This is a genomic window from Mucilaginibacter sp. BGA-UO-ETr-C110 (assembly GCF_059567985.1).
The window spans coordinates 409823-425176 of the sequence record NZ_JCAQPB010000002.1 but is presented as its reverse complement, the minus strand read 5'-3'; the positions used below and the strand labels follow the sequence as shown (position 1 = coordinate 425176).

The following is a 15354-nucleotide window of genomic DNA, read 5'->3' as shown; positions in this document are numbered from 1 at the left end:
TTTTATTTTGATTCTAATTCTTTTATCAACAGCTGGTTTGTTTTCTGCGGATCGATCTTGCCTTTGGAGCTCTTCATGATCTCACCCATAAACAAGCCTAAAACGCCCTTTTTCCCTTTCTGGTATTCTTTAACCTTATCCGGATATTTGGCAATGGCATCGCGTATAAAACGGCTTACATCATCGGTATCAGCGCTGATCAACAGGTTAAGTTCCTTAGCCAGATCATCGGGCGTTTTACCCGGTTCTTTGATCATGGCGGGGAATAATTTGTGCGAAGCTACAGAATTATTTATCACGCCACTGTCAACAAGTTTGATCAGACCAGCCAGGTGCCTGGGTGTAACGCCAAAGTTACCGATGGTTACATCGTGATCATTTAAATACGATTTTACAGCGCCCATAATCCAGTTGGCAGCGGCTTTATAATGGTCGGTATGTTTGGTCAATTCTTCGAAATATAAAGCCAGGTCACGCTCGGCTGTTATTACGGAAGCATCGTAAGCCGAAAGACCGAGTTCTTCGATATATTTATGATATAACTGGTTTGGCAATGCAGGTAAACTCTTCCGGATATTTTCCAGATACTGTTCGGTCAATCGCAGAGGTGGCAGATCGGGTTCCGGGAAATAACGGTAATCATTCGCCATTTCTTTTGAGCGCAAAACCGATGTTTCGCCGGTATCTGCATTAAAATTCAATGTGTTTTGATCTATACGGCCACCATTCTCTATGATATCTACCTGGCGGGCAAATTCATGTTCAATAGCGCGCTGAACGTTACGTATGGAGTTCAGGTTTTTTACTTCGCAACGGTTACCGTATTCGGTTGCACCGTGCAGCCTTACAGAAATATTGGCATCACAGCGCATGCTACCTTCTTCCATATTACCATCGCAAATATCCAGATAACGGAGTATTTTACGGGTTTCGGTCAAAAACTGACCGGCCTCTTCGGCGCTACGGATATCAGGTTGTGTCACAATCTCGATCAATGGCACCCCTGCCCTGTTCAAATCGATCAGTGAATCAGCATGGTGCTGGTCATGCATACTTTTACCGGCATCCTCTTCCATATGGATATGGTGGATGGCGATATCTTTTTGTTTACCCTCGGCTAATCTTACGGGCACATATCCACCCAAACAAACCGGTGCCTGATCCTGTGTGATCTGGTAGCCTTTGGGTAAATCGGCATAAAAATAGTTTTTACGGGCGAAGCTGTTGTTTAAATTGATAGTGCAATTACAGGCAAGGCCCATTTTTACGGCATACTCCACCGCTCTTTTATTCAGGAACGGCAGCGTGCCCGGATGCCCCAACGATACGGCACTGATGTGATGGTTAGGTTCGGCACCAAAGGCTGCAGAATCGGCCGAAAATGCTTTACTTAAAGTGGATAACTGGGCATGTACCTCGAGGCCTACAACCAACTCGTACTTGTCACTTATCCCGTTTGCGAGAACTGTCATAAAATAAAAATTCAGCTATAATTTTACTGATTGTAAGGTCAAATATATAAAAGTTAATACAGTATAATCACTATTTAACTATTAAACAACGCATAAAATTTATACTAAAGCAGCACTTATAGCTATAATGAGCTTAACAATCCAAGTAAAACTACTGATTTTGTATAGTTTAAAAGGAGCACCCGATGGTTGCGGTTTTATTCGAGCGTTTAACCAGCCGCAAAGAGGGTGTTTAATAAAATTTTTAAATGCTTTTAAACCTTTTGAATTTTGGCTGGTCTATCCATACAAATAAGCATTTATATCCCCAATATATATTAACAATTAAAAGACCGTCTATTACGCGGTCTTTTTTTGTAGGACAACTTCTTCACGCGTCATTGCGAGCGTAGCGTGGCAATCCCAAACTATACAGAGCGAACTTTTCAGATTAACCTGCCTATTTAGAGATTGCCACGCTACGCTCGCAATGACGCGCGGAAGTAGCTTGTATTTCGTGCAAAATGAGCTTGTATATTACGCGATAAAGCTTTTGGCCTTAGCCAATGCCGCATCCAACCCACTGGCATCACTGCCACCCGCGGTAGCAAAGAATGGCTGACCACCACCGCCACCTTTGATCTCTTTGGCCAGTTCACGTACAATATTACCAGCATTCAAACCTTTTTCTTTGACCAGGTTTTCGGCTATCATTACCGTGAGACTTGGTTTGCCATCAAAATCAGCAGCCAGTACCAGGAACAGATCCGTTACGATATCTTTTAGCTGGTAAGCCAGGTTTTTAACCGCTTCGGCATTAGGCAAAGCTACTTTTTGGGCGATAAAATTTATACCATTAATGGCCTCCACCTTTTGTGCCAGTTCATTTTTTAAGCCTGATGATTTTTCCAGGATCGATTTCTCGATCTCCTTTTTCAGCTTAGCGTTCTCATCCAACAGACTCTCTACACTTTTAGCCAGGTCCTTGGGATTTTTAAGCAGCTCTTTTAACTGGTCTATCAACTGATTTTGATTGGTGATATATACCTCGGCGGCAACCCCGGTGATGGCCTCAATACGGCGAACCCCTGCAGCTACAGCGCTTTCGGCTATTATTTTAAAGAAACCTATTTGCCCGGTAGCTTTTACATGCGTACCACCGCAAAGCTCTTTACTAAATTCATCATCGAAAGTAATGACGCGCACATACTCACCATACTTTTCACCAAACAGGGCGGTTACGCCGCTGGTGATGGCTTCGGCGTATAGTACGCTGCGTTCCTCTTTCAAGGGGATATTCTCGCGTACCTTTTGGTTCACAATGGCTTCTATCTGCGCCAGCTCCTCATCGGTTACTTTGGCAAAATGCGAAAAGTCGAACCGCAGGTAATCGGCATTCACCAATGAGCCTTTTTGATTTACGTGGCTGCCCAAAACCTGTTTCATGGCGGCATGCAGCAGGTGCGTAGCCGAGTGATTACTATTGGTTTGACTGCGTAAAGCAGGATCAACAATAGCGGTTAAGGCATCCTCAATATCCTCGGGCAGTTTATCTACATAATGTACGATGAGGCCATTCTCTTTCTTGGTATCGGTTACCATAATAATGGTACCATCCGGAAAAACGAGTTCACCTCTATCTCCTACCTGGCCGCCGCTTTCGGCGTAGAAAGGTGTTTTATCCAGTACGATCTGGTATTGCTCTTTACCTTTGGCAGTTACCTTGCGATATTTGACTACGTGAGCAACAGTTTCGGTTTCATCATAACCGGTAAACTCAACGCTGTCATTATCTTTTAGAACAACCCAATCACCGGTATCAATAGCTGTAGCAGCACGGGAGCGGGATTTTTGTTCTTGGAGGGCGGTTTCGAAACCTTTTAAATCAACAGAAAAGCCTAATTCACGCGCCATTAATTCCGTTAAGTCGATGGGAAATCCGTATGTATCAGACAATTCAAAAGCAAAGGATCCGTCTATCTTTTTAGGCTCAAATTCTTTATAAAAGCCCGTGGCCTCATGTCCTACTTCCAAATGAGTAAGGAATTTTATTCGTTCGTTAAACCTTGTAATTCCGTTTCCGAGTGTCCTTAAAAATGCTGACTCCTCCTCCAAAATCACCTTCTGCACAAAATCCTTCTGAGCATGTAAATTATCAAACACCCCTTTAAACTGTTCAGCCAGTAAAGGAACCAGTTGGTTAAAGAACGGCTCTTTGAAACCTAAAGTTTGATAGCTATAACGAACTGCTCTACGCAAAATCCTACGGATCACATAACCTGCCTTGTTACTGGCTGGTAACTGTCCATCGGCAATGGCAAAACTGATAGCACGGATGTGGTCGGCCAGTACGCGCATGGCTACTGCTTCGTTCCAATCCGCATCACCGGGCTTGGCTTTGCTGTTATATGTTTTTTTACTTTTATCAGCGATGAACTGGATCATCGGTTGGAAAACATCCGTATCGTAATTTGAGCTTTTGCCCTGCAGTACGCGTACCAGGCGTTCGAAGCCCATCCCGGTATCTACATGTTTGGCTGGTAACGGCTGCAATGCACCGCCTTTTAAGCGGTTAAACTGCATGAATACATCATTCCAGATCTCGATCACCTGGTCATGGTCGGCATTTACCAGGGTTGCTCCGCTTACCTCGGCGCGCTCGTTATCCGGGCGACTGTCAAAGTGAACTTCGGAGCATGGACCGCATGGACCGGTTTCGCCCATTTCCCAGAAATTATCTTTTTTGTTGCCTGGGAGGATGTGATCTTCAGCAACCAGTGCTTTCCATAAGTCGTAGGTTTCGGTATCTTTTTCCAGTCCTTCCTTTTCGTCACCTTCAAAATAGGTTACGTACAGGCGGTCTTTAGGCAATTTATAAACTTCGGTGAGCAGTTCCCAGCTCCAGGCAATGGCTTCTTTTTTGAAATAGTCGCCAAAGCTCCAGTTGCCCAGCATCTCGAACATGGTATGATGATAGGTATCAATACCCACCTCTTCCAGGTCGTTATGTTTGCCGGATACGCGCAGACAGCGTTGCGTGTCGGCCACACGAGGCGCTTTCGCGGGGGCTTCGCCTAAAAATATATCTTTAAACTGGTTCATCCCCGCGTTGGTAAACATGAGGGTGGGGTCGTTTTTTATTACAATAGGTGCAGAAGGCACAATGATATGCCCTTTGGAAACAAAAAAATCAAGAAAAGCCTGTCGTATTTCGGTAGCTGTCATAGAGTGCAAATGTAATTATTAGTCCGGAAGTCGGAAAGTCCGGAAGTCCGAAAGTAAAAAGATCGGGATTAGTTAAGGAGTACTTGCCAATAAAACTACCCTCAAAAAACTTTTTAAACCTTAAATTTTAACACTTTTCTGCTCAAAAACGGGGCAAAAACCACTGAAAACCACTCGAAAAAACCTCATTTTAACACTTTTTAACAAATTTCAACACGATTTTGATGGGTTTTGAAAACTTTAAAAAGTATTAATTTATTGATTATCAAATAACTAATTGCAAAACGATCGCTTTTTGTTCTGTTTTTCTGCTTAACAAAACAGCCCGGTTTTCCTTTTTGATCAGGAAAACCGGGCTGTTGTATATACAAATATACGCAATATCGGGTAGAATATCTACTCCAATAATCGACTTATTTTAATGAACTCAGATCCAATTTCTTTAAAAAGTCCTGTAGCTCTGAAAGGTTGTAGCCTTCGCCTTGCAAAGTAACCGCATAGCGATCATTATGTATAAACTTAAGGGAAGAGCTTACACTTGAAGCGCTTTTGGTATCTTCTGTAGAATAACGCACACCATCTATCTCGATGTTTTTGCTGATGGTACCATTTGATTCTGATTCCGTTTGCATACTCAGCCCCATGGCCAATAAACTAACCACAGCGCTGCCTGATTCACCGGCGCCATCTAAAATACTTACATGGATAGTTTTGTTATCTTCTTTTGCATATTCCGCCTCCGCAGCAACAATATCGGCCACGGTACCGCCCGCGCTGTAACTTTTTCTTTTGAAATCGCCTACATTCTCGGGTACCACCGCTTTCAGCTCCTCTACAGTTGCCGGTGTAAGCTTTTTAAGTTTCTCTGTCTGGTCTTTTAATTTCTCGCCCGACTTTGCCAGTTTATCCAGATTGCTGGCGCCTTCTACTAATTTACCAATGCCTGATTTTTCTTCAGTTTCTTTTTTTGGGGAATTGCCACAGGATGTTAGCGCGAAAAGCAGTGCTACGGCTAAAATTGTTTTATTGATCATAAGGATTAGATTTTAATGTTGTCAAACTTAATAAATTTCCGATAATTAGCCTAAAATTTTCGTCATGGTTATAATTTATTTATCCCTTTTTCTCCAGCAAGATCTTCTTTGATTCAAATCCAGAAGCGGTATCTGCAACATCTTTTAGCATCGTCCAGTTTGCCGCTTTTTCAAAGTTGGTGTTGTATATGCGGGTAACTTTCAAATTCAGCGTGTTGCCGTTTACAGTTGCCGTTGTGATAAATGAGCCTGTTTTGTTGCTTTTTTGCGCGTTCAGTTCTTCTATCCCTTTCACATCGTAACCTGCCGGTATGGTTAAAGCTACATTATAGGTAATGTTACGTGCGGCAAACAAATAGGCATCAATGGTACGGGTTTGGTCTTTCTCGTCTATATTAACAAAACCGCCGGCAAGTTTACCCAAGTCAATAATATAGTTGTTGCCCGCCTTTTTCACCAGGTTATCTAATACAAAGGCTGCACTGTATTGAAACACAGGGTTTGAACTATCCATCCCTTTGCTCAGGATCTTGCAATTGCTTACATCCTGTGGTTTCTGGTCATACTGATCTTTTATTTCGGCCGTAAAGTTTTCGGTCATTTTCTTAGGTTCAGCCTCAAATGCATACTGATACTCGCCTATTCTTTTTTTAGTTTCCGACTTTTTCGACAAGCGTTTTTCCAGAGGTTCGCCTTTGGCCTGGGCGGTATAAGCGGCATCAACATCCCCTGCCCCAATTAAACGCTTTTGCTCATTGTGCCTCATGGCGCCTGTTAATGATACCGTGCGCTCAATTTTTAGTTTCTGCATATTGGCAGGCAGCAGGGATACTTTTAATTGCTCTATATCGGTATTTACATTACTGGCTGCTACAGGTAAGGTGATCTGGTCTTCCGTAAAATCATAGCTGCGGTTATTTTTTCTTTTAGGATACAGTACCAGCGCCTTTTCGCCCTGCAGATATACCGGGATCTCGTTAAAATGGGTAAACGCGTCATCAAAACACAGGTAATAAGGTTTGGCATCATTGATCATGATGAGCGCCTCAAAATCATTAAGATTGTAGGAGTTTTCCAACGTATTGCTATTCCGGGAGCTTGCCAGTATTACGGTATGATCTATTTTCATATCGGTAAGGGCCATGCTCATCATGGCAGCGCAACCTATGCTATTTGCTTTACGGTAGTTCACCGAACCAAAATCATCCGGCTCATCACCATTGTAATTACAAAACGCCATGTATTTCCATTGCGTGTAAACAACTTTCATCAGGCTATCTAACGACACACTTTTCATGGCCTTGCTGCTGCCAAAAAAATCTTTCGTCTTTTTCTCAACCTCATCAAAATCGGGATTATTATACTCGCTGAAAATACCCTCGAATTTAGCTTTACAACCCTCAAAACGCGAGGAGCTTTTATCGCGTACCCGGCCCATAAAGCTACCCACATCAGTTGAGTATGAACTACCGATCTCGATATAAGGAAACTGCCTTAAGGGCGATGTCCACAACTGGCTTTTATATTTGGGCAGATCTTTTAGTTTTAAGGTAAAAATGCGCTCTTTAGCATCATTGGTATTTTCTTCAAAATGGGGCGCTCCGTTGGCATAAATGCACTGTACATCTATAGCTTTGTGGAATTTAAAATTAAGATCGTAGGATAAAACAGGATACTCGCCCGCCAGCATGATCAGGTCGTCGTTTTTATCGTATGATTGCGCGTAAACATTCACCGAGCGATCTGTTGAACTGATATAATAGTCCAATATATCGCCTACCTGCAAACCCGGGATAGCCAGCTTACCTTTTTTCCCCTTGTTTTCATTTTGCAGTATCACTTCCTCGCCGGTATTCACAATGGTTTCGGCGCCATTAGGTTTGATGATCTTAGCGCCTATAAATTTCTCTTTTGAACCTTCCTTAAAGTTAAAGAAGAATATACGCCCGGTTTTTGATTCTGATTTTTGATATTCAATGGTCGAAAAATCATCCAGCGCGGCTTTATCATTGATCTTTACCCTTTCGTGATAGATATAAGTTTTTTCGGCATGACCAATTTTCACAAAACGAACAAGGCTTAACGAACGGGCCAGTATCACCGCGCTCTCTTTACTCAGATTGGTCGGCACAGTTGATTTTTTAAATTCGGGAGTAACTGTTCCCCAAATTTCTTTTTTCAGCAGCTCGGCTTTATCGGCGTAGCTTTGGGCAAATAAGCGGGGACTAATGATCACTAAAATAAACAGGAGTAGACTTTTTTTCATTGTGATATGGGTTTTATAATAACATTTTCGTTGTAGTATTTGTTAAGCTGCTCAATGTCCTGATTCCATTGCGCAAATTTTGCTTTTGGCAGGATAGTGTTTTTGATCCTGAGCGTTTTTTTGTAGCTGAGCTTGCCGGGCAGGCTTACATAACTCATGTGAAACTCGTAATCGGGTTTAACAATATTCAGATCGGGCGGCAGGCTGGTGGCCTTATAATTTGCAGGCAGCTCCAGCTCCATTTCTATATTAATATTCTCTTTGTTCGGGAACCAGTAATCGTGTCTGCGTTCCTCCACTTTAATAGCCGACTGCGCATATTCTTTCCTGTTATCCAGGTCTATATAATAATCTTTGCTAAATACCGAGATCCCGTTTTTGCGTTCAACGGTGTACGAAGCCGTTAAATCTTTATCCGGGTCAGTTGTGCTGCTTAACACCAGGTCATTGATGGTATAATCCTTATCATTAACGGATAGATACTTTTTGATCGCCTCGTCGGCATTCTCCTGCTTTACGCTGTTTAAACCGCTCAGCATCTCCTCCTTATTTTCGCCTTTCCACCTGCGGTTAACCTTACCTACCAAACTATTGCCGCTGATGCTGAGCTTGCAGCTTTCCTGATCATTATTTTGAGATGGCGAGGCATAAGGCACCTTACTTAAAAGGTATTTGCTGCCGTCCTCTATCAGCACCTGGCGCCCTTGTATGCGCTCGGCATATTCGTTAATGCCCAGGTAGGTTTCCGTTGCATCCAGGTAATAGGTTGTACCTTTATAAAGCAAGGCGCAAATCATGTGGTTATCAACCGCCAGTGAAGGGGTTTGGTAATCATAGGCTATATGATTAGTACCCAGCCAGCACAAGCGGGCATCAAAACCCAAAGCCACCAGCATTGATTTGGTGAGATTAGCCATTCCTTTACAATCGCCATATTTTTTGCGAAGCACCTCGTCGGCCTTTTCAGGTTTGAAACCAGCCATACCATCTTCAAAGGCGATGTACCTGATATTGTCCTGTATGTAATAAAACACGGCTTTTATTTTATCCATATCGCCGGTTATTGCAGCAGTTAACTCCTTTGCTTTAGCTGTTACCGTAGCGTCGCTTGTTAAATTTTTAGTGAGCTCGCGGTACCAGGCATACTGATCGGCCAGCGTGTTAAAGTAGGAGAACGACTGCCCGCCAATCGTAGCTGATTTATTTAAAACCAACAAATGAGGATATATGTATGAGGGGCCCGGGCTATTACCTTCCTTAACAAAGGCCGGAATATTGTTCATGGTATAGGTTATCACATCGGCATCATCGGCACTGTTGTATTGTACCGTTTTTTTGATATCGTAGGTGCCAAAATTCAATTCCTTAAGTTCGACTTTCATCCAGCGGGGTATTTTAACCGTCACCTCTTTGTGCTTGATGGCCGCGTTACCGGTAAAATGTATGGAAGTAAAATACCTGGGATCATCATAGGTTTCGTCAAAAGTTACAGATCCGGTGCTGCCTGTTTTAGTAAGCAGCATCGAAAAATAACATACCCTGGCATCGGAATAAAAAACATTCTCTTCGCCGTAGTATGAGTAACGAGGCTTAAAATCGCGCGGGGTGTGGCCATCAACCTTACAACTTACATTATTGATAGTGACATGATCATTATAAAATTCGGCAACGGGATAGTTTACCTGGTAGGCATTGCTTACATAATCAATTGTTGATTTCCTGTTTATTTCAACACGGTTTAACTTAATGTTCCAGCTATATTGAATTTCATCCTTAGCTGCAGCTATAACTACAGACGAATCGGGAGCACCAGCAAAGGCTTGGGTGAAGAAAAGGACTGTAATAAATCCTGATATTAAATAGCGCGTGACCATGATAAAGTTTAGACTTTCTAAGGTAATACTTCTTTTTAGTTCCCAAAGCCTCCGGTTATAATATTTGAGTACTAATAATTACATTTGCACATGCCTTATAAAGACCGCGAAATAAGCAAAATGTATTACACCATGGGCGAAGTATCGGCCATGTTTGATGTGAACCAGTCGCTTATCCGTTTCTATGAAAAGGAATTTGACGTGTTGCAACCCAAAAAGAATAAAAAAGGCAACCGTTATTTCACCCCCGAGGACATCGAGAATTTCAAGATCATCTTTCACCTTATCCGCGATAAAGGTTACACGCTCAATGGCGCCAAAGAACACCTCAAACACAATATGAGCGATACTAAAGAGAACCAACGCGTGATCGATTCGCTCGAAAACATCAAAAAGTTCCTGCTCGAAGTTAGGGATCAGTTATAGTGGACAGGGGTATCAAGTAGCTAGTATCAAGTATCACGACTGTGATATTTTTTATTACTTCTTCAAAAATCTTGATACTTGATACTCACTACTTGATACTAAAATATATCTTTATTGATTCTTGACTCTAAACCATCGTGAATCATAAAGGCGAAATCCCGGTTGTTATTCTGCTTATCCCTTTTTTATTGGGATTGGCCATAGGGATCCAGTTTTTGTCGGCTGTTTATTTGCCCGCCGTAGCCATTGCTTTTATCAGTCTCGCTATCGTATTTGTTGTGCTGAATTTAAACTACCAACGGTTAGTTATTTACAAAACCCGGTGGATTGGCGGCCTGTTGATGAGCCTTGTTTTATTTACGGCCGGATGGATCAGTGTGATCAGCTATAACGAGTTGAATAACCGGCGCCATTTCTCAAAAACACAATCACAATTCCTGGCGGTAAGCATTAACAATGAGCCCCAGTTTAAAAACGGATTGGTACGCTTTACGGCTACCGTTCGGCAAAGTATCAATCACCGGCAAACCGCGGATGCCAACGGCACCTTGCTCCTGGCCCTGAAAGACAGTGATGCCATTGCCCTGCAATATGGCGATGAATTGCTGGTACCCGCCACCTACACCCCTATCGACCCACCTTTTAACCCGGCCGAGTTTAATTATAAAAAGTACCTGGCGCATCAGAATATCTATTACCAGGTATTTTTATTTCCGGGGCAATACAAGCTTTTAAAGCATGATACAGGCAATCCCCTTATCGCCTATGCTTTAAAGCTGCGGCAGCAAATGGTGGTGCTGTTTAAACAGAAACTCCATGATCCTAACGCCATCGCTGTAGCGTCTACCCTCATACTGGGTTACAAAGCCGACCTGAGCAATGATGTTTTACAGGCTTATTCTAAAACGGGCACCATCCATGTACTATCGGTATCGGGTGCGCATGTGGCCATTATTTACCTTTTAATGCAATGGATGCTGGGCTTTTTAAACCGCTACAAATATGGCAGGCATTTAAAAATGACCATCATGATCCTGCTAATAGGCTATTACGCCATGTTAACAGGCTTTTCGCCGGCCGTTTGCCGGGCCGCGGTGATGATCAGCATGGTTATTATCGGTAATACTTTTGTAAGGCATATCAATATGCTCAATATCCTGGCGATATCAGCCCTGTTATTATTGCTATACGATCCTTTTTTTATCACCGATGTAGGTTTCCAGCTCTCCTATCTTTCCGTAGCTGGTTTGATCGTACTACAGCCGGTGGTATATCAATGGTTCAAATTCAAAAACAAATGGGCCGATAAACTTTGGGCGCTGTGTTCGGTATCCATAGCCGCGCAGGTAATTACTTTTCCCTTAAGCGCTTACTATTTTCATCAGTTCCCGGTTTATTTTTTGCTAAGCAACCTGCTCATTATTATCCCTACCATGGTTATTATGTATAGCGGTATAGCCTACCTGCTGCTGGCCTGGGTACCCTGGCTGTCGACCGCGCTGGCATGGGTGTTGGAGAAATCGGTATTGTTCATGAATAAAGCGTTGAGCATTATTGAACACGCTCCATTTGCCAGTATTAATAAGATCTGGTTCACTACAGCCGAGTATCTGCTTACCTATGCTTTGATCATCAGCCTGTTTTATTTTTTATATGATAAAAAATCATGGTTGCTCAAATTGAGCATGGCCTGCCTGTTTTTACTTTGTGTAAGCATCAGCGTAAAAAGATACAACGCTGATAACAGCAGTTCGGTCGCTTTTTTGAACCTGCGTAAAAACACCGGCATCGTTTTTAAAAACGGCGACAAAGCCGTTGTAATCACTAACCTGGCTGATACCGACAAAAACTATAAATATTCGATACAACCCTATCTGGATAGCTGTAAAATAAGTCATGTTGAATTGTATACCCTTGATCAGGGCATCAGTAAAAATTTCCTAAAAAAACAAGGAGGGCTTATTCAGTTCAATAATAAAAAGATCATGGTATTTGACAAACAAATGCTCAACTTACAGTTACCTGAAAAATTAAAAACGAATTATTTGTATATCACCGGCAACCCATACGCCGATCTGAACCTGATCAACAAGAATTATGATTATCAAACACTTGTAATTGATGGCAGCAATAGCGGCAAGCTTATTGAGCAACTTGAAGAACAAGCCAGGGCAATGCATATAAATTATAGCGTATTAAAGCGTAACATTTCGTTAATTGCCGTATCTAACTGAAAAAATTAAACCAAACACTAATAAATTTGTCTTTTAATCAAAAACAGGTAAATTGGTATAAATCAAACAAAAACTATGAATATTAAATTTTTTAATGTTGCCCTGGGCCTGGCTCTTACCGCAACAGCCATGAGCGCCAGCGCGCAGAAAAAATACACTGAAGGTACTGTTAACTTTACTACCAATATGAGGGGTCAGGAAGTTAATGCGAAAGGATTTTTCCGTGCCGACTCAAACGCGTTCACATTTACTGCAGGTCCTGCTACTATAAAAATATTAACCGATGTAAGCGGAAAATCAATGGCTATATTGGTTGACGTACCGGTTGCCAGCATTAAAAAAGCAGCTATCGCTACACCTGATGAAGTAGATCAGGCTATGGCAGATATGCCAACCTTTACTTTTGCGCCATCAACCGAGGCTAAACAGATCTCGGGTTTTAACTGCAAGAAAGTAGTAGCAACAGATTCAAAAACTAAAAAGACCTATGATATCTGGATCACCAACGATGTGGTTGTTCCGATAACCGGTATTGCAAAATACTACAGGGAAATAGGCGGCTTCCCGGTACAATATACTTCATTTAGCCAGGGTCAAAGCACTGATGTTACCGTTAAAAGCATTGTTGACGAAAAAGCGCCGGCCGGCACATTCGGCATTCCGGCTGATTTTGAAAAGATATCTCTGGATGATCTGAAAGCGATGAGCGGCGGCAGATAAAATTAGTATCAAGTAGTTAGTATCAAGTATCAAGACCCTTTAAAATGCGATATTTTCAGTCAGCAAAAAAATCTTGATACTTGATACTAACTACTTGATACGTTCTCTCTTCACTAACAATTCATTAAAGGTTTCTTAACATTGAGGTTAAAGTACTACTTTTGTACCCCTTTATGTTAAGAAACCTTTTTAGTATAATCAGATTTTTTATATTCTGGCTGCTGTTCTTCGTGATCACGCGGCTCACGTTTGAATTATACTTTTTTTATAAAGTTCGTGGCGCCAGTTTCGGCGAATTGCTCCAGACATTTTTTTACGGCTTCCGGCTGGATGCTTCGGCTACGGCCTATATCTGCATCATCCCTTTGCTGGTGTTTATCATCAACTGGTGCGTCCCTTCCTGGCATATCAAACCTATCTGGCTTAAAATTTATGTGGGGATCATCCTGTTCTGTATCTCCTTAAATACTATACTCAATTTTAATATTTTCAGGGAATGGGGTACCAAAGTTACTTTCAGGGTATTTAGTTCGTTTTATCATGCTCCTTCCGAGGCGCTGGCATCATCGGGCTCATCGCCGGTGGGTAAGTGTATCCTGATCGGCGTGTTATTACTGAGCTCAGGTGCATTATTATCCTGGTACGTTATTGACTATAATTTCAAGAAACCGGCAGCGAAACCGGGGCTTAAAATTGGGCTGATATGCTTGTTGGTATTTATCAATTTCCTGTTTATGCGGGGTGGCCTGCAAACAGAGCCCATCAACCAAAACGCGGCTTATTTTTCGGACAAGGAGATCCTGAACCAATCGGCCCTGAATACCGAGTGGAACCTGTTCAATAACATATTCGAAAATTTCCGGAAGCCCTACAATCCATACGTGTTCATGGAACCTGTGGATGCGGAAAAGTTGGTACATGATTCGTTTAGTGTTAAGTCCGACTCGTCATTAAAAATATTGACTACGGACAAGCCCAACGTGGTGATCATCCAGTTGGAAAGCTATACTGCCAGCATTATTGAGTCATTGGGCGGCGATAAAGGCGTAGCACCTAACTTTGAGAAATTCATTCAGCAGGGTGTCCTGTTTAACCATATCTATTCCTCGGCCGACCGTACGGATAAAGGCATCATATCTATTATGAGCGGGTTTCCATCACAAGCCATCCGTACCATTATAGCCGATACGCTAAAACAACGAAAACTACCTGCCCTATCCGTGATATTTAAGAACGCGGGATACCATACCTCTTATTTTTATGGCGGCAAAAGCAGCTACATGGATTTTAATATCTTCATGAACAGCCATGCTATAGATCAGATCACGGATGAACAAGCCTTTGCACCGGCACAAGTACAAACCAAATGGGGCGTTTATGATGATGTGCTGTTAACCAAACACCTGCAATTCGCGCAGCAGCAAAAACAGCCATTCTTTTCGTACCTGCAAACCTCCACCAATCATGAGCCTTTTGTATTACCTGTAAAAGCGCATTTTCCAGCCGACGAGGATGGTGATGCCAGCAATAAATTCAGAAGCACGGCTTATTTTACCGACTCCTGCCTTAACGCGTATTTTGAGCAGGCCAAAAAACAAGCCTGGTATAAAAATACCTTGTTTATACTGGTGGCTGATCACGGACACCGCCTGCCCCGTAATATTGCCGAGGCTTATGATCCTGTTAAATACCATATCCCACTATTGTTTTTTGGCGATGTGATCAAACCCGAATACCGGGGTAAAAAGATCAATAAATTAGGGGGACAAACCGATATTGCCGCAACACTACTGGCTCAACTGGGTTTGTCGCATAATCAATTTACCTGGTCGAAAGATCTACTGAATCCGGGCAGTAAGGACTTTGCTTTTTTTAACTGGGATAACGGCTTTGGGTTTATGACGCCGCAACAAAGTATCTCCTATGATAACTCGGGCCGGAGGATAGTTTATAAAGGCAATAAGAATGCGGGCGAAGCTGCTACGGATAAAACCTTGCAGCAGGGCAAAGCTTTTTTACAAGTGGTTTATACGGAGTATATGGCTTTTTGACCGTTGATTTTTTTTGATTACGTTGATGTCGCTGATTTTTTCTGAACCTTGATTCACTTGAAGGATTATCAGG

The 15354-nt window shown here is 42.3% G+C and carries 9 protein-coding genes; 4 read left to right on the top strand and 5 right to left on the bottom strand.

All coding sequences use genetic code 11. The features are described from left to right. Positions 1-2: 2 nt before the first annotated feature. The 5 genes from gatB to AC57BQ_RS03210 all read right to left on the bottom strand — a co-directional run bounded on the left by gatB (position 3) and on the right by AC57BQ_RS03210 (position 9850). Entirely contained in the window at positions 3-1472 is a 1470-nt protein-coding gene (gene gatB, locus AC57BQ_RS03230) for an Asp-tRNA(Asn)/Glu-tRNA(Gln) amidotransferase subunit GatB (protein ID WP_496404898.1), read from the bottom strand. Between the two features lie 516 nt (positions 1473-1988). Further along, on the bottom strand, positions 1989-4676 hold the full coding sequence (alaS, locus tag AC57BQ_RS03225) for an alanine--tRNA ligase (RefSeq protein ID WP_496404897.1): 2688 nt from the start codon (positions 4674-4676) through the stop codon (positions 1989-1991). 413 nt (positions 4677-5089) lie between these two features. Continuing rightward, positions 5090-5710 carry a hypothetical protein gene (locus AC57BQ_RS03220; protein WP_496404896.1) on the bottom strand — a complete coding sequence of 207 codons (621 nt, stop codon included), beginning with the start codon at positions 5708-5710 and terminating at the stop codon, positions 5090-5092. A 79-nt stretch (positions 5711-5789) separates the two neighbouring features. Further along, positions 5790-7976, bottom strand: a complete 2187-nt coding sequence (locus tag AC57BQ_RS03215; RefSeq protein WP_496404895.1) for a hypothetical protein — start codon at positions 7974-7976, stop codon at positions 5790-5792. Beyond that, complete coding sequence (locus AC57BQ_RS03210) at positions 7973-9850, bottom strand: transglutaminase-like domain-containing protein (RefSeq protein WP_496404894.1); 1878 nt, start codon at positions 9848-9850, stop codon at positions 7973-7975. The genes AC57BQ_RS03215 and AC57BQ_RS03210 overlap by 4 nt, the downstream gene beginning before the upstream one ends. 90 nt (positions 9851-9940) lie before the next feature. Here AC57BQ_RS03210 and AC57BQ_RS03205 point away from each other — a divergent pair, with 90 nt between their 5' ends. The 4 genes from AC57BQ_RS03205 (at position 9941) to AC57BQ_RS03190 (ending at position 15281) form a co-directional block, all read left to right on the top strand. After that, entirely contained in the window at positions 9941-10276 is a 336-nt protein-coding gene (locus tag AC57BQ_RS03205; protein ID WP_090464704.1) for a MerR family transcriptional regulator, read from the top strand. 137 nt (positions 10277-10413) lie between these two features. Further along, on the top strand, positions 10414-12510 hold the full coding sequence (locus tag AC57BQ_RS03200) for a ComEC/Rec2 family competence protein (protein WP_496404893.1): 2097 nt from the start codon (positions 10414-10416) through the stop codon (positions 12508-12510). A gap of 75 nt (positions 12511-12585) precedes the next feature. After that, on the top strand, positions 12586-13230 hold the full coding sequence (locus AC57BQ_RS03195; RefSeq protein WP_496404892.1) for a hypothetical protein: 645 nt from the start codon (positions 12586-12588) through the stop codon (positions 13228-13230). A 173-nt stretch (positions 13231-13403) separates the two neighbouring features. After that, entirely contained in the window at positions 13404-15281 is a 1878-nt protein-coding gene (locus AC57BQ_RS03190; RefSeq protein WP_496404891.1) for an LTA synthase family protein, read from the top strand. Positions 15282-15354 lie beyond the last annotated feature (73 nt).